We start from the raw sequence: 22,538 nt of genomic DNA, 5'->3' as shown, positions 1-22,538 counted from the left end.
TCGCAAAATAAGCGCCTGCCGCCCCCTAGCGGCACAAGAAGGCGCGGGGGTTACATCAAGGATCTGAGGCAACATTCAATGACAGCTTTATGGTTGATTGTGCTCTGCGGGGCGCTTTCCATCGTCTACGCGATCTGGGCGACCCAGTCGGTCCTGAACGCGGATGCGGGTAATCCGCGCATGCAGGAAATCGCAGGCGCGGTGCGCGAGGGCGCACAAGCCTATCTGCGGCGGCAGTACACAACGATCGGCATGGTCGGTATCGTGATCTTCGTGCTGCTGGCCTACTTCCTCGGCCTGCTGGTGGCCCTCGGATTTGCGATCGGCGCGATCCTGTCGGGCGCGGCCGGCTTCATCGGCATGAACGTCTCGGTGCGCGCCAACGTCCGCACCGCGCAGGCGGCGACCACCTCGCTCGCCGGCGGCCTCGAACTCGCCTTCAAAGCGGGCGCGATCACCGGCCTCCTGGTCGCGGGTCTCGCGCTGCTCGGCGTCACCATCTACTTCATGGTGCTGGTCAAGTTCATGGGTCTGGAAGCGGGCAGCCGCACCGTGGTCGACGCCATGGTCGCGCTCGGCTTCGGCGCCTCGCTGATCTCGATCTTCGCCCGTCTCGGTGGCGGCATCTTCACCAAGGGTGCTGACGTCGGCGGCGACCTCGTCGGCAAGGTCGAGGCCGGCATCCCCGAGGACGATCCGCGCAACCCGGCCACCATCGCCGACAACGTCGGCGACAATGTCGGCGACTGCGCCGGCATGGCGGCCGACCTGTTCGAGACCTATGCGGTGACCGCGGTCGCCACCATGGTGCTCGCGGCGATCTTCTTCGCCAAGACCTCGATCCTGGTGAACATGATGACCCTGCCGCTCGCGATCGGCGGCATCTGCATCATCACCTCGATCGTCGGCACCTTCTTCGTCAAGCTCGGCGCCAGCCAGTCGATCATGGGCGCCCTGTACAAGGGCCTGATCGCCACCGGCATCCTGTCGCTGGTCGGCGTCGCGGCTGTCATCAACTGGCTGATCGGCTTCGGCAAGCTCGAAGGCGCCGAGTTTACCGGCATGGCGCTGTTCGAGTGCGGCGTGGTCGGTCTCGTCGTCACCGGCCTGATCATCTGGATCACCGAATACTACACCGGCACCGACTATCGCCCGGTGAAGTCGATCGCGGCGGCCTCGGTTACCGGTCACGGTACCAACGTGATCCAGGGCCTCGCGGTCTCGATGGAAGCGACCGCGATGCCCGCGATCGTCATCATCGCCGGCATCCTGGTCACCTACAGCCTGGCCGGCCTGTTCGGCATCGCGATCGCGACCGCCACCATGCTGGCGCTGGCCGGCATGATCGTCGCGCTCGACGCCTTCGGCCCGGTCACCGACAACGCCGGTGGCATCGCCGAGATGGCCGGTCTGCCGAAGGAAGTGCGCAAGTCGACCGACGCGCTCGACGCGGTCGGCAACACCACCAAGGCGGTGACCAAGGGCTACGCAATCGGCTCCGCCGGTCTCGGCGCGCTGGTGCTGTTTGCGGCCTATAATCAGGACCTCAAATTCTTCATCAGCGACCCCAGCGCCCATGCCTACTTCCAGGGCGTCAAGCCGGACTTCTCTCTGAACAACCCGTACGTCGTGGTCGGCCTGCTGTTCGGCGGCCTGCTGCCGTATCTGTTCGGTGCGATGGGCATGACCGCGGTCGGCCGCGCCGCCGGTGCGATCGTCGAGGAAGTGCGCCGTCAGTTCCGCGAGAAGCCCGGCATCATGCAGGGCACCGACAAGCCGGACTACGGCAAGGCGGTCGACCTGCTGACCCGGGCGGCGATCAAGGAGATGATCATCCCCTCGCTGCTGCCGGTGCTGTCACCGATCGTGGTCTACTTCCTGATCTACTTCATTGCGGGTGGCGGTGCCGACGGCAAGTCGGCGGCGTTCTCGGCGGTCGGCGCCATGCTGCTCGGCGTCATCGTCACCGGCCTGTTCGTCGCGATCTCGATGACCTCGGGCGGCGGCGCCTGGGACAACGCCAAGAAGTACATCGAGGACGGCCACTACGGCGGCAAGGGCTCTGACGCCCACAAGTCCGCGGTGACCGGCGACACCGTCGGCGATCCCTACAAGGATACGGCGGGCCCGGCGGTCAACCCGATGATCAAGATCACCAACATCGTGGCGCTCTTGCTGCTGGCGATCCTGGCGCACTGAGCGCGCGACATAGACGAATGCAAAACCCCGCGGTGCGAGCCGCGGGGTTTTTGTTGGAAGAATCGTAGGGTGGATTAGCGAAGCGTAATCCACCGATGGATATTGCCGCGGCGGCGGATTACGCCTTCCGCCTTCGCTCGTTGAACGACCGCGGATGTAGTCGGCTAATCCGCCCTACAACGCCAGAACCAGACGCAGACAACACGGAGATCAATCGATGTCGCTCTCATCCGCCCGGAACTATGCGCTGCGCGCCTCCAAGTCGCAGGATCAGAAGGAAGCCATCGAGCTGCTGTCGCAGGCAATCATGGAGCTGGCGATGTCGATCGAAGCAACCGACGCCAAGGTCAAGAAGATCAACAAGTCGTCGTAGCATTGGCCGCAGCGTGCTCCGCAGCGGATTGCACCCTTGGCTGCCCGTCATTCCGGGGCGCCTCGAAGAGGCGAACCCGGAATCTCGAGATTCCGGGTTCGGTCCTGCGGACCGCCCCGGAATGACGGCTGCGCCGTCACTTGACCTCCATCTGCAAGCCTTCCTTCTCGATGATGGCGGCGAACTTCTTGGTCTCCGCGTCGACGAAATCGGAGAACTGCTGCGGCGTGCCGTAGTCGGCGCGGGCGCCCATGCCGGCGATGTTCTTCCTGACGTCGTCGCGCTCCAGCATCGCCTTGATCTGGCGGTTCAGCTCGTCGACCACGGGCGCAGGCGCGGTCTTCGGCAGGAACACGCCGAACCATGAGGCGACGTCGAACTTGGCGAGCTCCGGCGCGCCCTCGCGCATGACAGGCAGATTGGGCGCGGAGTCGCTGCGGTCGGTGGTGGTGACGCAAAGCCCATTCAGCTTGCCGTCCAGCACCTGCGGCAGCGACGGATAGAGATTGTCGAACAGGATCTGGATGTCGCCGGCGAGCCCGGCCTGCAGCGCGGGGCCAGCGCCGCGGAACGGCACATGCGTCATCTTCAGCCCGGTGAGTTGCAGGAACCAGGCGCCGGTGAGGTGAGGGCTCTGTCCGGTGCCGGACGAGCCGTAGGTGAGCTTGTCGGGGTTCTTCTTCAGATAGGCGATCAGTTCGGGGATCGACTTGATCCCGGTCGATGGATGCGCCGAGACGATGTTCGGGATCCGGATCATGTTGGAGACCGCCTGCAACTGGTCGGCCTTGTAGGTCAGGTTGCGGAAGATGCTGAAGGCGATCGCGTTCGGGCCGGGATTGCCGATCAGGATGGTGTGGCCGTCGCCCTTGCTGCGCGCGACCTCTGATGTGCCGATGGTGCCGCCGGCGCCGGAGCGATTCTCCACCACCACCGACTGGCCCCAGAGCGGCTGCAAGTGCGCGGCCAGCAGCCGCCCCATCACGTCGGTCGAGCCTCCGGCCGCCGCCGGCACGATGATCCGAACCGTCTCGGTCGGCCGCCAGTCGCCGGCCCCGAGGCTCGCGCGCGGCAGGATCGATGCGGCCGCCAACGCGGCCGTGCCGGACAATACCGTACGACGGGAAAAACTCTTGGCTCTCACGCGCTTACCCCCTGCAGGCTTTTGTTTGCGAGCAAGCCTAGGGGACCGCTTGCCCATCGGGCAAGCGCGACAACTTGGCGCAGTTTCCTTCGCGCTAAAGCGCGATGTGTTGCGTTGAATCGCTATCGCGCTTTAATTTTTATTTGAGCATGATCTTTTCGGAAAACCGCTTCGCACTTTTCCGGATCAGGCTCCTAATTAAAGCTCAGCAACTTGAACAGCGGTGTCAGGTAGGACATTTCCTGGCCCGACGTCGGCGTGGACCGGCTGACGAAGTCGAAGATCTTGCCGTCCTTCAGGCCGTAATTGGCGAGCCGGCGCACCTGGCGGTTCTTGTCGAAATAGACCGCGATGACGCGCTGGTCGACCACCCGCTGATTCATGAAGGCGACCGGGCGCGAGGTCCGCTGCGAGATGTAATAGAACACCTCGCCGTCCAGCGTCGCGACCGTCGAGGGCGTGCCGAGCACGATCAGCACCTGATCCTGGCTCGCGCCGATCGGAATCTGCTCGAGCGCGCCGTCGGGCAGGATGTAGCCCTTCTGGAATTGCTCACCGGCGCAGCCGCCGAGCGCGGCGGCGCAGAACAGGCCAACGACCGCGATGGCGCGGAAGCGCGTGAAGAACCCGCGCGCGGAAGCCGCGCGAGACGGTTTGGGAAGAGTGTGGTTCATCGGCGGAACTGATCCGTCCCCTTGCATCGGCCGGAGCATTGACGTACCGGGCAGCTCAATGGATTGCAATCATGCCGAGCTCCAATGGGCGAGCCCTCAACAGGCGTCCTTTGGGGGGCCGGCAGCCGGAACCCGCTATGCTTTGGCCGTTCAATCACTTCAAAAGACCCCGGGTGCCCGCGCGCAGCACCATTGAGACCATCTATGGCATGATCGTGACGCAGGCGCGAGAACCGTTATTTTACCGTGACTTGGGCGTTCCGGACACGGTTAACGGCCGTTTTGACCTGCTTCTGATGCACTTGTGGATGACGTTGCGGCGATTGAAATCCGTCGAGGGCGGCGTGGAGCTGTCGCAGGCCCTGTTCGATCATTTCTGCATCGACATGGACGACAATCTCAGGGAAATGGGCGTCGGCGACCTCACGGTGCCGAAGCGCATGCAGGCGTTCGGCGAGGCCTTTTACGGCCGCACCGCGGCCTATGACCTGGCGGTGACCGACAGCGACGAGGCCCTGGCCGAGTCGTTCTGCAAGAACATCCTCAATGGTCAGAACATCGACAAGGCCCGCGAACTGGCCGCCTATGCCCGGGCGGCGCTGGCCGAATTGGCACGCGCCGACCGCGCGGCGCTGACCCGGGGTGAATGGCGCTTTCCGGCGCCACAGATTGCGGGGAGCGCGGCATGAGCGGCGGCAGCACAGGGCGGACCGATGCGCGTGATCCCTGGCGGGTTCTGGTCAACGTCGCGCAGATCCCCGAGACCGGCCTGCATCGTGCGATCGTAGCCGACGAGGCAGCACGCAAGGCGATGGCCGACGTCGCGGAGTTGCGGGACGTCATCTCCGCGCAGGCGGAGTTCGATCTGCAGCCCAAGCGCGACGGCAGCTATCACGTCACCGGCCGGGTTCAGGCGAGGGTTGGGCAGACCTGCGTGGTGACGCTCGATCCGATCGAGAACGAGATCGATGAGCCGATCGACGTGGTGTTCGCGCCACCCGAGCAGATCCCGCAAATGGCCGACCTGGTCGACGACGCCGAGGAGAGTGACGAGGAGACGCCGGATCCGCCGGAGCCGATCGTCGGCGGCTTCATCGACATCGGCCGGCTCGCCACCGATGCGCTTTTCCTCGGCATCGACCCGTATCCGCGCAAGGTGGATGCGGTCTTTGAACAAGAGGTTGAAGCGCCTGACCCGGAAAATCATCCTTTCGCCGCCCTGAAGGCGCTGAAGGACAAGGCGGACGGCAAGAAGCCTAAGGGCGGTTAAAGGCAGCCGAGGGGCAGCCGACGTCACATTTGCGGGGATGGCTTGCCTGCGGAGCTGCGCGAACGGCGTCCGCGGTCACTTCAAATAAGTGTCACAATACATTGAAATACAATGTATTTCTGATATATCTTAATGCGTTGTGTGACGGTTCGGCCACTGCCTCGTTTGTGGTCAAGAGGTTGTGTCGGACCGCGGACACGCTATTGTCGCGGCCCGGCCGGGACCCGAGTTGGTGTTTCGCCGGGCGCCGTTGACGGCGGTGACTTCAAGCTCGCGGGTCTTCGTCTGAAGGGTTGCGGGAGAGCAGGCTTCCGGGACGTTCATGCCTCATAAGGTTCGAATCGCGCTTGACGCCATGGGGGGCGACGTCGGCGCTTCCGTCGTCATTCCCGGTGCCGCGATCTCGTTGAGCCGTCATCCCGACAGCGAATTCCTGCTGGTCGGGGACCAGGCCCAGATCGAGCCGGAGCTCGCGAAACATCCTGCGCTGAAGGCGGTATCGAAGGTGATCCATACCGACGTCGCCGTGAAGAATGACGAGAAGCCGAGCCAGGCGCTGCGGAGGACCCGCCGTGCGTCCTCGATGTGGCTGGCGATCGACGCCGTGAAGCATGGCGAGGCCGATGTCGCGGTCTCCGCCGGCAACACCGGCGCGCTGATGGCGATGGGCGGGATCAATCTGCGGACACTGCCCGGCGTCGACCGCCCGGCGCTCGCCGCGGTGTGGCCGACCTTGCGCGGCGATTCGGTCGTGCTCGATCTCGGCGCCTCGATCGGCGGCGACGCCCGCCATCTGACGACGCTGGCGGTGATGGGCAGCGCCATGGCGAGCGTGCTGTTCAACCTGGAACGGCCGACCGTCGGGCTGCTCAATATCGGCTCCGAGGAGATCAAGGGCCACGGCGAAATTCGCGAGGCGGCCGAGATGCTGCGCGCGATGAACTCGAACCAGTTCAACTATATCGGTTTTGTCGAGGGCGACGCGATCGGCAAGGGGCTCGCCGACGTCATCGTGTCGGAAGGGTTCAGCGGCAATATCGCGCTCAAGGCTGCCGAGGGAACCGCGCGCCAGATGTTCACGCTGCTGCGCGAGGCGATGTCGTCGAGCTGGCTGGCGCGGATCGGCTACCTGTTTGCCCGCGGCGCGTTCCAGACGCTGCGCGACAAGCTCGATCCCAACAAGTCGAATGGCGGCCTGCTGCTCGGCCTGAACGGCGTGGTGGTCAAGAGCCATGGCGGCATCAACGCGGAAGGCTTTGCCTATGCGGTGGATGTTGGCTATGAGATGGCCCACTACGATCTCCTCACCAAGATCAATCAGATGCTCAACCGCGACGGCAGCGCCCTGGTGCAGGCGCAGACCGCGCAGGAGGCTGTCTCGTGACTGCGATACGTTCGGTAGTGCTCGGTTGCGGCTCATATTTGCCGGAGCGGGTTTTGACCAATGCCGAACTGGCTCAGCGAATCGACACGTCGGATGACTGGATCGTGCAGCGCACCGGCATCAGCGAGCGACACATCGCCGCCGACGACGAGTTCACCTCGCATCTAGCGATCAACGCGGCGCGCGCAGCGCTCGCCGATGCCAAGATCGACGCCCAGTCGATCGACCTGATCGTGCTGGCGACCTCGACGCCCGACAACACGTTCCCGGCGACCGCCGTCGCGGTCCAGCAAGCGCTCGGCATCAACCATGGCGTCGCCTTCGATCTGCAGGCGGTGTGCTCGGGCTTCGTCTTTGCGCTGACCACTGCCGACAATTTCCTGCGCGCCGGCCATCACAAGCGGGCGCTGGTGATCGGTGCCGAGACCTTCTCGCGGATCCTCGACTGGAACGACCGCGGCACCTGCGTGCTGTTCGGCGATGGTGCCGGCGCCGTCGTGCTGGAGGCGCAGCAGCAGTCCGGCACGACCGACGATCGCGGCGTGCTGACGACGCATCTGCGCTCCGACGGGCGTCACAAGTCGAAGCTGTTCGTCGATGGCGGCCCCGGTTCGACCAAGACGGTCGGCTACCTCCGGATGGAGGGCCGCGAGGTGTTCAAGCACGCCGTCGGCATGATCACCGATGTGATCGTCGATGCGTTCAACGCCACCGGCTTCACGGCGGACGACATCACCTGGTTCATTCCGCACCAGGCCAACAAGCGAATCATCGACGCGTCGGCCCACAAGCTGCATATTGCGCCGCAGAAGGTGGTCTTGACGGTCGACAAGCACGGCAACACCTCGGCGGCCTCGATCCCGCTCGCGCTGTCGGTCGCCGTGAAGGACGGACGCGTCAAGAAGGGCGATCTGGTGCTGTTCGAGGCGATGGGCGGCGGCTTCACCTGGGGCTCGGCGCTCGTGCGCTGGTGAGCGCTTCGCTTAAAAGTACGGATATTTCGTAAGGTTCTTTTCCAGCGTGCATGCTGGTCGCTGTTGACCATTGCGCGCTAAGCTTTTAATTTCAGTCAAGAAATTGTTCGCCGAGAGTGCGGGGCAGGCGATGACGACGGGAACCGGAAAAACAGTGACGCGTGTCGATTTGTGCGAGGCGGTCTACCAAAAGGTAGGTCTGTCGCGCACGGAATCGTCGGCGTTTGTCGAGTTGGTGCTGAAAGAGATCACCGATTGCCTGGAAAAGGGCGAGACGGTGAAGCTGTCCTCGTTCGGCTCCTTCATGGTGCGCAAGAAGGGCCAGCGTATCGGCCGCAATCCAAAGACCGGCACCGAGGTGCCGATCTCGCCGCGGCGTGTGATGGTGTTCAAGCCGTCGGCGATCCTGAAGCAGCGGATCAACGGCCATGTCGTCACCAATGGCGACGGCAGCAAGGCCGACTAGGGCGTTTTCAAGCGAAGTGGATACCCGGTTCGCGTGAAGAAGACGCGCCAGAACCAGAGTCTGGAGTCCCGTTCCGATTCAACCGGAACGGACGAGGCTCCAGGCATTGAAGCCAGAGGAGCGGGCATTTGGACAAGGCGCCGGATGCGTTCCGTACCATCAGCGAAGTCGCGGACGAGCTCGATATTCCCCAGCATGTGCTGAGATTCTGGGAAACGCGCTTTGCGCAGATCAAGCCGATGAAGCGCAGCGGCGGACGCCGCTATTATCGCCCCGACGACGTCGACCTGCTGAAGGGCATCCGCCGGCTGCTCTACGGCGAGGGCTACACCATCCGCGGCGTGCAGCGGATTCTGAAGGAGCACGGCATCAAGTCGGTGCAGGGCATCGCCGACCAGACCGCCGCGGTCTCGTTCGGCGCGGTCGAGGAGGCGGTCGGCAACAGCATGGCCGAGCCCGACGATCTCGAGAGCAATGATGGCCTCGATTTCGACGGCGAGGAGGGCGACGGCGACGAGAAGGGCATCGACTACCGATTCGTCGATCCCGACGAGGATCCGATCCTGTCGACCTACAAGGCGCATGCCCAGCCGGGCAAGGCGTCCCCAGCGCCGCCGGTGCGGCCGTCCGTGCCGGCCGCGGATCGGGAGCGGCTCGAGCGGGTGCTGCAGGAACTGGTCGCCTGCCGGCAGATAATCGACGCGGCGATGAAGGATAGCTGATCCCGGGAACCGATGCCCGGATTGCAGTCTTCAAGGGCCTGCTGCGCCTTGCGCGAACGCAGGATCGCGGCTAATGGAACGGCATCGGAGCGTGGCGCAGCCCGGTTAGCGCACTAGTCTGGGAGACTAGGGGTCGGAGGTTCAAATCCTCTCGCTCCGACCATTTTTCAAAGCATTCGGCTTTTCAAAACATTCAGCGGCGTTGATTTCGGCCCGATGCGGTCCGCCGTTTCAGGTCTCGAAATCCATCGCGGCGATCAGGCACGCCTTTTCCAGGCGATTGTTGAGCATCGCGAGCTTGGCGGTGAACTCGGCCAGCTCGTGCTCGCTGAATTCCTCGAACACGGTCTTCTTGAACGCCTTGTGCTGCTCGGCAAGGCCCGCCAGATGCTTGCGGGTCTTGTCGGTCAACGATAGGCGAACCACGCGCGCGTCGGCCGGGGAGGGCGAGCGACGCAGCAGCTCCTTCTGCTCGAGCAGCTTGGACTGCGTGGTCACGAACGACGGATCGACATGCAGCAGCTTCGACACCACGTTGATCGGCACGCCGGCATCCTTGTCGAGATCCGAGATCGCGATGAGGATCATCCATTGCGGACCGCTGACGCCGAGCGCCTTGCCCCAGAGCTGGCGGACCCGTTCGAGATGCGAATTGATGGACGAGATCTCGAGCGTAAAGCGCTTGATGATGTCGAGATGCTCGATGGCGCGCAGGCGCGCCTGGTCCTTCCTGGTCACTGACACAGCTTCCCCTTCCCTAGGTGCCGACTCAGCTTTGTGCTGATTTATTTCTTGTTTCCCGTGTCGACAGGACGTTTTTTTCTAGTAAGTCGCTCAGGAAGGCAAGTGAACGTAAAGCAATTATGATGCGTATGTGACGATTGGGCTAATTTGGGTGCGGCAAATTTGCCCATGTGCGTGAGGCGGTTACGTCGAGCGTTGCTGGCGGGACACAGTGTGGCCGCATTCGCATTCCTGACTTTATAAACTATTTTGTTTGGCGAACTCGCCAATGCATATTGAACCCGGCGGTAGGGGAATCTCGATCGTCCCGTTGCGGTGATCGTTCAAGTCCGCCGCACTCCAGAGATTGATCTGCGGGTGCGGGGTTTGGGGAAAACGGTCTTGGACAATGCGGGAGGATCACGGGGCGCTCGCGACCCGGACTCTACGCATATGAGCAACTTGGAGGTTTAATATGACATTGGCGAAGAGCCTTATTCTGGGCTCGGCCGCCGCGCTGGTCGCGGTCGGCGGGGCACAGGCGGCCGATCTTCCCGTTAAGGCCAAAGCGGTCGAATACGTGAAGGTTTGCTCGCTTTATGGTCCGGGCTTCTACTACATCCCCGGCACCGACACCTGCATCAAGCTGGGCGGCTATGTGCGCGCTGACCTTGTGGTCAACGGCAACGGCGTCTACGGCCCGAACACCAACGGTGCCAGCGGCGCCAACAACCGCTTCACCAACGGCTACACTTGGCGTTCGCGTGAAGACTTCAACATCGATACGCGCACCGCGACCGAGTACGGCGTGGTCCGCACCTATTTCGATGCGGTGTTCACCTGGACCTCTGACAGCTACACCGGCCAGGGCAACGGCTCGTCCGTCTACTCGGCGATCGGCAGCTCTGCCGCTCCGAACAACGCTGGTTCGGGCAACGTCGCTGCCGGCACGGTCGGCGTCTACTACGCCTTCATCCAGTTCGCCGGCTTCACCATGGGTAAGGCGGTCTCGCAGTTCGCTGCTCCCTGGAACGGTTATCCGGGCAACAACTACGACGCTCTCGTCGGCGGCGTGAACACCACCAACGGCATCAACCAGTTCACCTACACCGCGCAGTTCGGCAACGGCGTCTCGCTGGCTCTGTCGGCGCAGGACCAGGTTGCCTACATGCAGGCTGGCGTGAACAACCTCGGCGTCGGCGGCGCTTACGGCTCCAGCGACTACGCCGGCACGATCGCGCCGGACTTCGTCGCCTCGCTCAAGGTCGACCAGGCTTGGGGTATCTTCCAGGCGTCGGTCGCCGCGCATGACAACCATGCTGCGTACTACGGCGGCACCGAGTTGACCGGTCATCCCGACGACAAGTGGGGTTGGGCGGGTGCACTGGCCCTGTCGATCAAGAATATCCCGACCGGACCCGGCGACACCATCAACATCCAGGGCGTCTACACTGACGGTGCGACCCGTTACAACATCCAGGAACTGGCCAGCGGCCTCAGCTCGATCGCCATCTACGGCGGCTCGAACCTGCCCGGCGTCTATCAGAGCGTTGGCTTCGGCACAGCGCCCGATACGGTGTTCGGCCCCGGCGGCCAGCAGCAGACGATCAAGACCTGGGGCTTCCGCGGCGCGTACACTCACAACTGGGATCCCTACTGGAACACCAGCTTGTACGGTGCCTACGCGGCGGTCATGTACAACGACACTGCGAAGTCGCTCATCTGCGGCGTTGGCGGCGTCGGTGGCACGTTCCGCACGGCCTTCGGTGGCGGCGCTGGCGTGACCAACTGCAACCCCGACTACAACATCGGACAGATCGGCCTGATCACCCGTTGGACCCCGGTCAAGAACCTGACCTTCTCGGCCGACGTGACCTACGTCCATCTCGATCAGAAGTATGCCGGCACGATCACCACCTCGTCGGCTGGTATCGGCAAGCCGACCGCGACCTACGAGCTGAAGAATCAGGACACCGTCCAGATGCTCTTCCGCGCTCAGCGCAACTGGTAATACCGGTTGATCTGATCACGATCCGACAGAACCCCGGCAGGCAACTGCCGGGGTTTTTCTTCGACCGGAACAGGTGGTAGCGGACGATCGGCTGCGACATTTCGGTCTACGCGAAGAACGAAGACGAGCCATGCGATTCATTGGCGGCAAACTTATTTACTTAGCTGATCTACTAAACTATATATCCAACGGCCAACACATTGAATGATGGCTCTTAGCTCCATGCTAAGCCTCCCAAACCTCCGGCAATGCCCTGCCGGAGGTTTTTGATTCATGGCCACAGCCGGCGCCGGAGATCGCGCTGCCCGCGGCATCGCGGATTGCGGCCCGCAAGCAGGCGAGCGCCGCCGCGTCGATTCGACGCCGTCAAGATTTGACGGAATCGATCCGCAGTGCATTCTCGTCATTCATGGGACGCTTCAAGAACAGCCGTCTGGCTCGGATGAGCAGTGGCCATTACTGCCTGATCCGGGATCTCGGGCTGGTGAAGGGCGGCAAGGGGTTGCGGCACCATGAGGTGGTCATCGACTTTTCGTGGCGCGGCGTGCTCAAGCTCATCATGAGCGCCGGCGCTGCCGTCCTGCGCCGGCGCGTGCCGGTGCGGATCGAAACCGCCGAATAGCGCCGATCAATCCCGGGAGTTGAGCCCGATCATTCGTGGCGCCACGCGCGTCGCGGCCAGGTCTTCAGGCGACGTGAACTCGGTCATGTCGAAGCCTGCCCACGGCGAGTGCGCGTTGCGCGACACCGCTGCTGCGCTGGTCTGATCCGATCAGCGCGAGCCGTCGGCGCGGATTCCGTCGCGCGGCTTCGGCGACGTGAGCTCGGCGGCAGCGGCCGTGTTGGAAATTCCGGCCGCGATCGCCATCAGCGTCGTCGCGACCAATCCGTTCACGATGTGCACTGTCATCGTCTCCTGTTGGCGATGTCAGATTGTTCGCAACGCGGAATGATTTCGTTACGTCATCCTCCGCCTCGATCTGCTCCGCGCGGCTCGACTGCGCGTGAGCGGCGGGCGCCGTTGCTGCGCGATAATTCGGTGATGTACAGTGCCGCAGTCAAACGGCCGGGACTGCGATCCGCGCTCCAGCCGAAAGCAATAAGAAGCAGGGAAGGAACGGATCTCACATGAAGGATTTCGCCGGAAAGATTGCCGTCATCACGGGTGGCGGCACGGGGATGGGGCGCGAGCTCGCACGGCAGCTCGTTGCCGAGGGATGTAATGTCGCGATGTGCGACGTCTCGATGGAAGCGATGGCCGAGACCAAGCGGCTCTGCGAGGTCGAGAAGCTGCCGCAGGGCCTGCGCATCACCACCCACGTTGCCGATGTCTCGATCGAGGATCACTACAAGCGTTTCCGCGATGAGCTGATCGAGCAGCAGGCGACCGACAGAATCCACCTGCTGTTCAACAATGCCGGCATCGGCGGCGGCGGCAGCCTGTTTACCAACACCCGCGAGCAGTGGGAGCGCACCTTCAACATCTGCTGGGGCGGCGTCTATCTCGGCGTCCGCACCTTCCTGCCGCTGCTGGTGAAGGCCGACGAGGCGCACATCGTCAACACCTCGAGCGTCAACGGCTTCTGGGCCTCGGTCGGTCTTGGCGTGTCGCACACCGCTTACAGCGCCGCGAAATTTGCGGTGAAGGGATTCACCGAGGCGATGATCAACGATCTCCGCCTCAACGCGCCGCATGTCAAATGCTCGGTCGTGATGCCCGGCCACATCGGCACCTCGATCGTGTCGAACTCGCGCAAGGTGCAGAACGGCTCCGACCAGCTCAATCCCGACGAGCTCAAGCAGGCTCGCCAGCGTCTGCAAGGGCAGGGCATCGACGTCGCCAAGATGTCGGATGCCGACATCCAGCAGCTCGCGCTCGATCGTGCGCGTATCTTCCACGACGAGGCGCCGACCTCGGCAGCTGCCGCCGCCAGGATCATCCTCGACGGCGTCAAGGCGGATCGCTGGCGCATCCCGGTCGGCGACGACGCGCATATGCTCGACGAGCGCGTGCGCAAGACCCCCGAGCAGGCCTACACGCCGGAGTTTTATCAGGACCTCGTGGCGGCGACCGGCTGGAAGGTCGGCTGATCGCGCAGGACCCGTCATGCTGAGGAGCGCGGAACGCGCGTCTCGAAGCATGCACGGCCCGGCTAGCGGCCGTCGATCCGTCGAGACGGCCGCGTTGCGGCCTCCTCCGGCGACAAAGGCGAAGCCTTTGCGCGGGGATGACGGGAACGGCGCTTCCAGTGTGAGCTACCCGCGTATCGCGCGCTGGCGCGAACCTGCCTGATAGGCGAGGCGGTAATGCCCTGAGCAATAGGGCATGCCGCCAAGCGGCGTGTTGCCGCAGAAGCAGAAATCATCGGCGCCCGGGCTGCTGATCGGCCAGCGGCAGCGCTGCTCGCTCAGTTCGAACAGCGAGCAGCTGTTGACGCTGACGATTGGCGCATCATCGCGCTCCGGCTCGTAAGCCGCCTGTAACAACCGGAGCTGCTGCTTCGCGGTCGCCCGCTGCGCGGCGTGCGCGGTGGCTTTCTTTCGCCGCGCCCGGCGTTCGTCCGGCGTCGTGCGCGTGAGGTTCAACCGCGACAGCTTGCCGATCACCGCATTGCGGCTGACGCCGATATTGACGGCGATGTCGCGGCAGGAGAGGCCGGCTTCAAAGTAGATCTTGAGTTGGTCGACGCGCTCCGGCGTCCAGGTCTCTTGGTTGACAATCATCTGACGGTTCCACGTTCTGTGTTGAACCGCCGCGCGGACGCGTGCGCCGTCAGGGCGTGCGGCCGTTATCGCGGATTGCAAGCAACCCGTCCTTGATGGCGAGTCGAATGCCTTCCTCGATCAATGTCCGTGCAACGCCCGGGACGCTCGTGCCGTGGGTGCCCTGTCTCACCAGCTTCTCGAGGTAACCAATGGTCGAGAGCGCCAGTGTGACCGGGACGCGGTCGGTTTCGGCCTTTTCCGTAGCCATAGAGAAACGCTTAACCCCGAACGCTTGTACTGAAAAGTATCTATTTAGAGTCTATTTAGGAATGTGGCAGTTCGTCAAGCCACCGGCCGCAAAATGCGAACAGCCGCACCGGAGGTCGATTCCGGCGCGGCGTCATGATCAGATTATTTAAGTATATTAATGGGTTAGGTGCGTAACTCGACCTTGACCGGGAACTTCTTGAGAAGCCGCTCAGCCGTTTCGGCCTTGTCCGCAGGCGCGGTCACGCTGAGGTACAGCCCGCGGGACGGGTCGGTGATGGCCTCGACACTGACCTCGCCGGACAGTCCTTCCCGGGCCAGCAGCTCGCGCGCAGCCTCGCCGGCGGCGATCTCGCGCAGCTTGGGCTTGAAGATCTTGCCGACCGGCGTGACTGGCATCTCCGGGATGACCGACACCACGCGCGGCCGCGCCGGCGGCTCCAGGATGTTGTCCTGCACGAAGGCGGCGAGCGCCTGCAGATCAATCTGCGCGCCGGGCTGCGCCGAGACGAACAGCATCGGCACTTCGCCGGCATAGCTGTCGGGACGTCCGACCGCTGCGGCCAGCGCGACGCCCGGAAACGCCAGCGCGGCGTCCTCGATCGCGCGCGGGTCGATATTGTGGCCGCCGCGGATAATGACATCCTTGGCGCGGCCCATGATGTAGACGAAGCCGTCGGCATCGATGCGGCAGATGTCGCCGGTACGCAGCCAGCCGTCGCGGAACGCCTCTTCGGTCTGCTTCTTGTCGACGTAACCGGCGAACACCTGCGGGCCTCTGGTCAGGAGTTCGCCGACCGGCGAGGGCCACGGCCCGGTGTGCAGCTTGCCGCCCTCGAGGATGGCGAGCTCGACCAGCGGATTGCGGGTGCCGACGCTCTCGGCGCGCGGCTTCACGCCGTGGACGTCATGGGTGATGGCGCCGGCAAGCTCGGTCATGCCGTAGAGCTGCTGGATGCAGGGGCCGCCCCAGGTCGCGAGATAGCGCCGTTCGATTTCCGGTGGGCAGATCGAGGCGCCGGTGGCGGTGACGCGCAGGGTCGAGATGTCGCTGTCCGCGACCGGGATGTCGGCCAGCGCACCGAGCGTGGTCGGTACGTTGCCGGAGATGTTGACGCGGTACTTCTCGACGATCTTCCAGAAATGCGTGATCAGCGCGGGATCGCGCGCGCCGGCGGGGCCGGGGATGAAGATCGTGGTGCCAGCCGCCAGGCAATTGGCCGTCGTGCAGAACAGGCCGCCGACATGGAACAGCGGCATCGTGATCATCGCGCGCTCGCCGCGGTGGAAGTCGAGCGCCATCCGCGAGGATACGGTGGAGGCGACCATCGCGCGGTTGGTGAGCCGCGCCACCTTGGGATGACCGGTGGTGCCACCGGTCGGCAGCATCACCGCGACACGGTCGGCCTCGCTCATGTCGCTCGACTTGCCGTAGTCGTCGCGCCAGGCCGGATCAGGGCGCAGCACCTCGCCGTCGAAGGAAATGCTGCCGTCGAGCGGCGCGATCACGATGCGCTTGAGCGACGGCACCTCGCGCTGCAGCCCATCGATCCGCTCATAGAGCCCGCCCGGTATTCCCGGCGGCGGTGCGATCAGCAGCTTCGCATTGATGGCATTGAGCTGGGCTGTGATCGCTTCCCGCGTGAACAGCAGGTTGAGCGGCTCGGCGACCCCGCAGGCGGCGGCGCCGAAGATCGCGACGATGCTGGCCGGACAGGCGGGCAGCAGGATCGCCACCGCATCGTCCTTGCCGATGCCTTGGCCGCGGAAATAGGTTTCGGCCGCCTTGATGCAGCCCATCAGCTGATCGTTCGAAATCACGACCGGGTTGGGATCGAGCGGCGATCGCAGATAGATCGCAGCCTCGGCGTCCGGCGCTCCCTGCGGGCCGCGGGCGATGAGATCGAGGATGCGCGGGCAGGCGGCGAGCGTCTCCTGCATCTCCTTGTCGCGCGCAGCCTCGTCGGCCGGCGAAAGCCTGTCCTTCAGCATATCCGTCCCCGTCCATTTTTGTTTCGTTGGGCGGGGGATTGTATCGAGCCGCGCGTGCGGAGCACAAGTGCGGCTATTTGGCCTTCGTCATTCCGGGGCTCGCGAAGCGAGAACCCGGAATCTCGAGATTCCGGGTTCGATGCTGCGCATCGCCCCGGAATGACGGTGCTAACCGTGAACCACCGATTTGGCGATCATGCAGTGAATGCCCTTGGAGCCGTTGACCGTCTGGGTGACCCGCAGATCGGCGGCAAGGCTGCACAGCGTGTAAGCGTCCTCGCGGGAAAGATTCCGCTTCTCGCCGAGCAACACGATCATGTCGCGCAGCGCCCGCACCGCGCATTGGTCGAGATCGGGATCCATCGCCATGGTGATGTAATGGTCCGCGGTCTCGGCGCGCGGATAGGTGAACTTGAGATCCTTGCGCAGGGTCAGGCGGAAGCGCCCGGTGAGCGCGGTCTCGATCGCGGTGACACAGACCTCGCCGTCGCCCTGCACGCCGTGGCCGTCGCCGCAGGAGAACAATGCGCCGGGCACGAAAACCGGCAGATAGAGCTTGGCGCCGGCGCCGAGCTCCTTGTTGTCGAGATTGCCGCCCATCGCGCGCGGGATCAGCGAGGAGATGCGGCCCCAGGCAGGCGGCGGCGAGACGCCCATCACGCCGAAGAACGGCTTCAGCGGCAGGTCGAGGCCCCAGGGCATGCGGCCGACCATCCGCGCGCGATCGAGTGGGATGTTGAGGATGCGGGTCTCGTGGAAATCATCGGGCAGGGTGCCGGACAGCGGCTTGATCAGATTGTAGCCCCAGTCCTGGCGCAGCTGGACGTCGAGGATATCGACCTCGAGCACGTCGCCGGGCTCGGCGCCGGCAACTGCGATCGGGCCGGTCAGGATGTGTCCGGGCACCATCCGCTCGCTCTTCGCATGGATGTCGTCGAGCTCGGGCGGGATGTGGAATTTGCTTCGGTCGGGCACCACGTCGGCACCACCGCTGACGGTCTCGATCGTGACCTCGTCGCCGCTCGCGATTGTCAAGACCGGCTTCAGCTTGGCTTCAAAGAAGCCCCAATGGCAGGTTTCGGGACTGGACTTCAGGTGATGATGGGTCATGTGACGGCTTTTGATTGGTTTCCCAGCAGCGTATGACGCTGTAGCAGAACTTCGCAGAGGCTTCCCTTGTTTTTTGTGCTCTCCAAGACGCTCGGCATCATGCTGCTGCCGATCAATTTCCTGATCGGTATCGGCGTGATCGGCGCCGTGCTGCTGCTGACGCGGTTTGCGCGTCTCGGCCGCAGGTTGATGGTCGCCTCGCTGCTGGTGCTCGCGATCTGCGGCTTCTCGCCGCTCGGCAATGTCCTGATCTCAACGCTGGAGCAGCGCTTTCCGCCGTGGGACGCCTCGCGCGGCGCGCCCGACGGCATCATCGTGCTCGGCGGCTCGATCGATGCCGATCTGTCGGTGGCGCATGCGACGCCTGTCGTGCGCAGCGCGGCCGATCGCGTCATCGCGGCGGCAGCGCTGGCGCGCAAATATCCGAACGCGCGGCTCGTGTTCACCGGCGGCAGCGCGAACCTGATCTCGAACGATGCACGCGAGGCCGACTATGCCGCCGAGATGTTCGAAAGCCTCGGCATTGCCAGATCGCGGTTGATCATCGAGCGCCGCTCGCGCAACACGGTGGAGAACGCCGAGTTCTCCAAGGCGCTGGTCGATCCCAAGCCGGGCGAGCGCTGGCTGCTCGTCACCTCGGCCTATCACATGCCGCGTTCGGTCGGGCTGTTCCGCAAGGCGGGATTCAACGTCGAGGCCTACCCGGTCGACTGGCGCGTCGGCAATGTCTTCAGCTTCGCGACGCTTGCGATCGAGGGCTTGTCGCGCACCGATCTTGGCACCCGGGAGTGGATGGGGCTGCTGGCCTATCATCTGGCCGGAAAAACCGACGATTTGCTACCGGGACCGGCTGTACGCTGAGCCACCACGTGCTTGTCGCTTCCCTCGGCCGATCCGGCTAACATCACACACCAACAGGCAGCGCCAAGCTGCCGATCACGGGAGTTCACGCCATGCAACAGCAGACACCGCCGGAACAGTTCGACCTCGCCGCGATCGTGGCCGACCTGAACAATCTGCTGCGGCTGAAGACCACTGTCATCGGCATCAAGATGTTTGCCCGCGTCGAGGAGATGGAGGCGATCCCGAAGATCCGCCGTCCGTCGGCGGTTCACACCACGGACCAGATCGTCAGCATGGCCTCGCGGCTCGGCTGGACGGTCGGCATCACCGGCGACGATCTGGTCGGCGCGCAATGCCGTGCGGTGATCGGGCTCGCGCCGCAGGACGAGAAGTGGCTTGCCGGCGAGAACTATGTCGGCGTCTGGCACGGCACCGCCGAAGACGCGCGCAAGCGCCAGGAGGCGCTCGACGTGGTGCCTTACGGCCAGTATCAGGCGATGGCGGTGAGCCCGCTGACCAGCGGCCGTCTCAACCCGCCCGACATCTGCCTCGTCTACGCTACGCCGGGCCAGATGATCATCCTGATCAACGGGCTGCAGTACACCGGCTACAAGAAGTTCGAGTGGGGTGTGGTCGGCGAAACCGCGTGCGCGGACTCGTGGGGGCGGGCGCTGAAGACTGGCGAGCCGAGCCTGTCGCTGCCGTGCTTCGCCGAGCGCCGCTATGGCGGCGTGCCCGACGAGGAGATGCTGATGGCGCTGCCGCCGGCCTATCTGGTGAAGGCGATCGCGGGCATGAAGCAACTCGCCAAGAACGGCCTGCGCTACCCGATCGCGCCCTATGGCATCCAGGCCGACGTCCGCGCCGGCATGGGGGTGTCGTATGCCAAGAAATAGCGGCAACCGTCATTGCGAGGAGCGATAGCGACGACTTGTCCGCCGAAGCCTTTGGCGAAGGCAGAAGCAATCCATCGCTCCGCATACGCGGTGAAATGGATTGCTTCGCTTCGCTCGCAATGACAAAACGGGGGCAATTTCGTTCTGTGGGAGCCTGATCCATGTCCTCGTCGAAACTCGACATCGTCGTCTACGGTGCGACTGGCTTCACCGGCCAGCTCGTCGCCGAATATCTCGCGGCGCATTATCGCGACGGCAGCCTGAAATGGGCGATGGCCGGCCGCAGCAAGGACAAGCTCGCCTCGGTTCGCGATGCGATCGGTGCGCCCGCCGATACGCCCTTGATGGTTGCCGATGCCAGCGATGCCGCTTCGCTGAAGGCGATGCTGGCCCAGACCAAATCTGTCATTTCGACGGTCGGTCCGTATCAGCTCTATGGCAATGAGCTGATCGCCGCCTGCGTGGAAAGCGGCACCGACTATTTCGATCTCTGCGGCGAGCCGGTCTGGATGCGGCAGATGATCGACAAGTACGAGGCCGCGGCAAAGGCCAGCGGCGCGCGCATCGTGTTCTCCTGCGGCTTCGACTCGGTGCCGTTCGAGCTCGGTACGTTTTTCGTGCAGGAGGAAGCCAAGCGCGTGTTCGGCGCGCCGGCGCAGCGCGTCAAGGGCCGCGTGCGCGACATGCGCGGCACGCTGTCCGGCGGCACGGCCGCGAGCGCCAAGGCAACCTTCGATGCAGTCGCCAAGGACTTGAGCCTGGTCGCGATCCTCAACAATCCCTTCGCGCTGACGCCGGGCTTTGAGGGGGCGAAGCAGCCGCGCGGCAGCAAGCCGGCTTACGAGGAGGATCTGCACTCCTGGACCGCGCCGTTCATGATGGCGCTGATCAACACGCGCAACGTCCACCGCTCCAACATGCTGATGGGCTTCCCGTATGGGCGCGACTTCGTCTACGACGAGATGGTCCTGACCGGCCCGGGCGAGAAGGGCGAGGCCAATGCAAAGAAGGTGATGGCGCTGAATTCCGAGAAGACGGGTCCCAGCGCACCGAAGCCGGGCGAGGGGCCGTCCAAGGAAGAGCGCGAGAACGGCCGCTACGATCTGCTCTATCTCGCGGTCGCGCCCGACGGCCGCATGGTCCGCGCCGGCATCAAGGGCGATCGCGATCCCGGCTACGGCTCGACCTCGAAGATGATCTCGGAATGCGCGATCTGCCTGTTGCGCGACACGCCCGACGTCGCCGCCGGGTTCTGGACGCCGGGAGCTGCGATGCAAGGTAAGCTGATCAAGCGCCTGGTCGATCACGCCGGGCTGACGTTTGAAGTTGAGAAGTAGGCTCTCGCAGCCCCATCGGTGTCATCGCCCGGCTCGACCGGGCGATCCAGTATTCCAGAGACCGTTGTGTTTGAGCGGATAGGCCGCGGCGTACTGGATGCCCCGCTTTGGCGGGGCATGACAGCGAGGTGCTACGCCGCCGCCCGCGGATTATACGCGTACATAAAGTCCATGCCCTTGGACGACACCGGCAGCAGCAGCTTCAGCATGTGATCGCGCAGCCAGGCGCCGGTCGCGCTGAACTCGCGCTTGCTGTTGCCGTTGCGGCGGGCGATCGCCACGATCTTCTCGGCACGCGGGCGCCGCTCGTGCTCGAAGGCCTGGAAGGTTATGCCGAGCTCCTGGCCGTCGCGCATCAGGATGCCGAGCCGCAGCGCGTCTTCCAGCGCGAGCGATGCGCCCTGGCCGGCATGCGGGCTGGTCGCGTGCGCGGCATCGCCGATCAGCAGCGTCCGCTTGCGCGACCAGGTCGGCAGCGTCGCGACGTCGAGCGTGTCGGTGACCACGATGTTCTCGGCGGCCTCGATGATATCGGGGATCGGCGCGTGCCAGCCGGCGTGGAATTCGCGCAGATGCTGTCTGATCGCGTCCTGGCTTTGCAGGCGATACGCCGCCGCGGTCATGCCATGCGATGGCTGCGTGCTCCACCACATCCCGCCCGTGTCCGGATCGGGGCTGCACAGGCCGTAGCCGAAGAAGCCGCTTTGCCCGAACGTGGTCTCCACCTTCTGGCCGATCGAGAGGCGCTCGAACATGGCGCGCGGCACGAATCCGCCGAAACCGATCAGCCCGGTGTCGAACGGCGTCGGTCCGTCCGGGATCACGTGACGCCGCACCGCCGAATGCACGCCGTCGGCGCCGATCACGAAATCGCCCTCGGCGGTGCTGCCGTCGTTGAAATAGGCGATGACCGGCTGGTCGCCGCGGTCCTCGATCTTCACCAGCTTCTTCTCGAAGAACACCGAGACGTTGGAGCCCCACGCCTTGTCGATCAGCGTCTCGTTCAACGTCGCGCGGCACATGTTCACCGCGGGCTGGCCGAAGCGCTGCTGCATGTTCTGGTTGAGCGAGCCGAGCTTCTTGCCGCTCTGCGAATAGAAGTCGAACGATTCGGCGATCGAGCCGTTGCGGATCAGTTCGTCGGCGAGGCCGAGCTCCGCCAGCACATGCATGCCATTGGGCGCGATCTGCAGCCCGCCGCCGATGCCGGTGGAATAGGGCCAGGCTTCATAGAGCTCGGCCTCGATGCCGGCGCGGGTCAGGAACATCGCGGTCACCGGACCTGCGATGCCGGCGCCAATGATCAGAGCTTTACGGGGACGTGAGGTCATGCCTTGCTCCATGCATCCGTGTGGGCTACGAAAGGTTAGTTGCTGATTATCTTAGTTTATAAGATATTAGGCAAGTAAGATACAGGAGCAGCTTTGTCAAGTGCGAAGTCGCGCGA

At 64.1% G+C, this 22,538-nt stretch carries 23 protein-coding genes and 1 tRNA gene; 15 read left to right on the top strand and 9 right to left on the bottom strand.

Going from position 1 to position 22,538, the window contains the following annotated elements; all coding sequences use genetic code 11:
• The first annotated feature begins 78 nt into the window (after positions 1-78).
• The gene (locus tag QDT69_RS09865) at positions 79-2,199 is read left to right on the top strand and encodes a sodium-translocating pyrophosphatase (protein WP_279706387.1); all 2,121 of its coding nucleotides are present in this window, start codon (positions 79-81) and stop codon (positions 2,197-2,199) included.
• Positions 2,200-2,416: 217 nt separating this feature from the next.
• Positions 2,417-2,572: a hypothetical protein gene (locus tag QDT69_RS09860; protein ID WP_167351864.1), complete on the top strand. Its 156-nt coding sequence runs from the start codon at positions 2,417-2,419 to the stop codon at positions 2,570-2,572.
• 136 nt (positions 2,573-2,708) lie between these two features.
• Here QDT69_RS09860 and QDT69_RS09855 read toward each other — a convergent pair whose 3' ends face one another.
• Positions 2,709-3,683, bottom strand: a complete 975-nt coding sequence (locus QDT69_RS09855) for a tripartite tricarboxylate transporter substrate binding protein (protein ID WP_279706676.1) — start codon at positions 3,681-3,683, stop codon at positions 2,709-2,711.
• 227 nt (positions 3,684-3,910) lie between these two features.
• Positions 3,911-4,390 carry an outer membrane protein assembly factor BamE gene (locus QDT69_RS09850; RefSeq protein WP_279706386.1) on the bottom strand — a complete coding sequence of 160 codons (480 nt, stop codon included), beginning with the start codon at positions 4,388-4,390 and terminating at the stop codon, positions 3,911-3,913.
• 137 nt (positions 4,391-4,527) lie between these two features.
• Between QDT69_RS09850 and QDT69_RS09845 the strand changes: the two genes are divergently transcribed.
• The 7 genes from QDT69_RS09845 to QDT69_RS09815 all read left to right on the top strand — a co-directional run bounded on the left by QDT69_RS09845 (position 4,528) and on the right by QDT69_RS09815 (position 9,369).
• Complete coding sequence (locus QDT69_RS09845; RefSeq protein ID WP_279706385.1) at positions 4,528-5,079, top strand: ubiquinol-cytochrome C chaperone family protein; 552 nt, start codon at positions 4,528-4,530, stop codon at positions 5,077-5,079.
• On the top strand, positions 5,076-5,660 hold the full coding sequence (locus QDT69_RS09840; protein WP_279706384.1) for a DUF177 domain-containing protein: 585 nt from the start codon (positions 5,076-5,078) through the stop codon (positions 5,658-5,660). The genes QDT69_RS09845 and QDT69_RS09840 overlap by 4 nt, the downstream gene beginning before the upstream one ends.
• Before the next feature lie 322 nt (positions 5,661-5,982).
• The gene (gene plsX, locus QDT69_RS09835; protein WP_279706383.1) at positions 5,983-7,044 is read left to right on the top strand and encodes a phosphate acyltransferase PlsX; all 1,062 of its coding nucleotides are present in this window, start codon (positions 5,983-5,985) and stop codon (positions 7,042-7,044) included.
• Positions 7,041-8,018: a ketoacyl-ACP synthase III gene (locus QDT69_RS09830; RefSeq protein ID WP_279706382.1), complete on the top strand. Its 978-nt coding sequence runs from the start codon at positions 7,041-7,043 to the stop codon at positions 8,016-8,018. Before plsX ends, QDT69_RS09830 begins: the two co-directional genes overlap by 4 nt.
• Before the next feature lie 130 nt (positions 8,019-8,148).
• Positions 8,149-8,484, top strand: a complete 336-nt coding sequence (locus QDT69_RS09825; RefSeq protein ID WP_035631661.1) for an integration host factor subunit alpha — start codon at positions 8,149-8,151, stop codon at positions 8,482-8,484.
• A gap of 128 nt (positions 8,485-8,612) precedes the next feature.
• The gene (locus tag QDT69_RS09820; protein WP_279706380.1) at positions 8,613-9,206 is read left to right on the top strand and encodes a MerR family transcriptional regulator; all 594 of its coding nucleotides are present in this window, start codon (positions 8,613-8,615) and stop codon (positions 9,204-9,206) included.
• A gap of 85 nt (positions 9,207-9,291) precedes the next feature.
• Positions 9,292-9,369: transfer RNA gene (locus tag QDT69_RS09815), tRNA-Pro, on the top strand.
• 68 nt (positions 9,370-9,437) lie between these two features.
• Here QDT69_RS09815 and QDT69_RS09810 read toward each other — a convergent pair.
• Entirely contained in the window at positions 9,438-9,950 is a 513-nt protein-coding gene (locus QDT69_RS09810) for a MarR family transcriptional regulator (RefSeq protein WP_279706378.1), read from the bottom strand.
• Between the two features lie 454 nt (positions 9,951-10,404).
• On the opposite strand from QDT69_RS09810, the gene QDT69_RS09805 reads away from it, so the two are divergent.
• Positions 10,405-11,940, top strand: a complete 1,536-nt coding sequence (locus QDT69_RS09805) for a porin (protein ID WP_279706377.1) — start codon at positions 10,405-10,407, stop codon at positions 11,938-11,940.
• A 442-nt stretch (positions 11,941-12,382) separates the two neighbouring features.
• The gene (locus tag QDT69_RS09800) at positions 12,383-12,562 is read left to right on the top strand and encodes a hypothetical protein (RefSeq protein WP_279706674.1); all 180 of its coding nucleotides are present in this window, start codon (positions 12,383-12,385) and stop codon (positions 12,560-12,562) included.
• A 150-nt stretch (positions 12,563-12,712) separates the two neighbouring features.
• Here QDT69_RS09800 and QDT69_RS09795 read toward each other — a convergent pair whose 3' ends face one another.
• Positions 12,713-12,850, bottom strand: coding sequence for a hypothetical protein (locus QDT69_RS09795; RefSeq protein ID WP_279706376.1), 138 nt, complete (start codon positions 12,848-12,850; stop codon positions 12,713-12,715).
• A 218-nt stretch (positions 12,851-13,068) separates the two neighbouring features.
• Here QDT69_RS09795 and QDT69_RS09790 point away from each other — a divergent pair, with 218 nt between their 5' ends.
• A complete protein-coding gene (locus tag QDT69_RS09790) occupies positions 13,069-14,031 on the top strand; it encodes an SDR family NAD(P)-dependent oxidoreductase (RefSeq protein WP_279706375.1) in 963 nt (320 codons plus the stop codon).
• A gap of 165 nt (positions 14,032-14,196) precedes the next feature.
• On the opposite strand, the gene QDT69_RS09785 is transcribed toward QDT69_RS09790, so the two are convergent.
• From QDT69_RS09785 to QDT69_RS09770, 4 genes are all read right to left on the bottom strand, one after another.
• Positions 14,197-14,664: a GcrA family cell cycle regulator gene (locus QDT69_RS09785; protein ID WP_279706374.1), complete on the bottom strand. Its 468-nt coding sequence runs from the start codon at positions 14,662-14,664 to the stop codon at positions 14,197-14,199.
• A 49-nt stretch (positions 14,665-14,713) separates the two neighbouring features.
• Positions 14,714-14,914 carry a hypothetical protein gene (locus QDT69_RS09780; RefSeq protein ID WP_016844973.1) on the bottom strand — a complete coding sequence of 67 codons (201 nt, stop codon included), beginning with the start codon at positions 14,912-14,914 and terminating at the stop codon, positions 14,714-14,716.
• 164 nt (positions 14,915-15,078) lie between these two features.
• Entirely contained in the window at positions 15,079-16,905 is a 1,827-nt protein-coding gene (locus tag QDT69_RS09775; RefSeq protein ID WP_279706372.1) for an AMP-binding protein, read from the bottom strand.
• A gap of 168 nt (positions 16,906-17,073) precedes the next feature.
• Positions 17,074-18,015 carry an acetamidase/formamidase family protein gene (locus QDT69_RS09770; protein ID WP_279706371.1) on the bottom strand — a complete coding sequence of 314 codons (942 nt, stop codon included), beginning with the start codon at positions 18,013-18,015 and terminating at the stop codon, positions 17,074-17,076.
• A gap of 66 nt (positions 18,016-18,081) precedes the next feature.
• Here QDT69_RS09770 and QDT69_RS09765 point away from each other — a divergent pair, with 66 nt between their 5' ends.
• The 3 genes from QDT69_RS09765 (at position 18,082) to QDT69_RS09755 (ending at position 21,091) form a co-directional block, all read left to right on the top strand.
• Positions 18,082-18,876, top strand: coding sequence for a YdcF family protein (locus QDT69_RS09765; protein WP_279706370.1), 795 nt, complete (start codon positions 18,082-18,084; stop codon positions 18,874-18,876).
• A gap of 92 nt (positions 18,877-18,968) precedes the next feature.
• Positions 18,969-19,754 carry a DUF169 domain-containing protein gene (locus QDT69_RS09760; RefSeq protein WP_279706369.1) on the top strand — a complete coding sequence of 262 codons (786 nt, stop codon included), beginning with the start codon at positions 18,969-18,971 and terminating at the stop codon, positions 19,752-19,754.
• A gap of 161 nt (positions 19,755-19,915) precedes the next feature.
• Positions 19,916-21,091: a saccharopine dehydrogenase NADP-binding domain-containing protein gene (locus QDT69_RS09755; RefSeq protein WP_279706368.1), complete on the top strand. Its 1,176-nt coding sequence runs from the start codon at positions 19,916-19,918 to the stop codon at positions 21,089-21,091.
• Positions 21,092-21,222: 131 nt separating this feature from the next.
• On the opposite strand, the gene QDT69_RS09750 is transcribed toward QDT69_RS09755, so the two are convergent.
• Positions 21,223-22,422: an FAD-dependent monooxygenase gene (locus QDT69_RS09750; protein ID WP_279706367.1), complete on the bottom strand. Its 1,200-nt coding sequence runs from the start codon at positions 22,420-22,422 to the stop codon at positions 21,223-21,225.
• Between the last annotated feature and the right edge of the window lie 116 nt (positions 22,423-22,538).

It is taken from the genome of Bradyrhizobium sp. CER78, assembly GCF_029846235.1.
Taxonomy (GTDB): Bacteria; Pseudomonadota; Alphaproteobacteria; order Rhizobiales; family Xanthobacteraceae; genus Bradyrhizobium.
The sequence above is the reverse complement of the archived record's forward strand: the minus strand, read 5'-3'. Positions and strand labels throughout refer to the sequence as shown.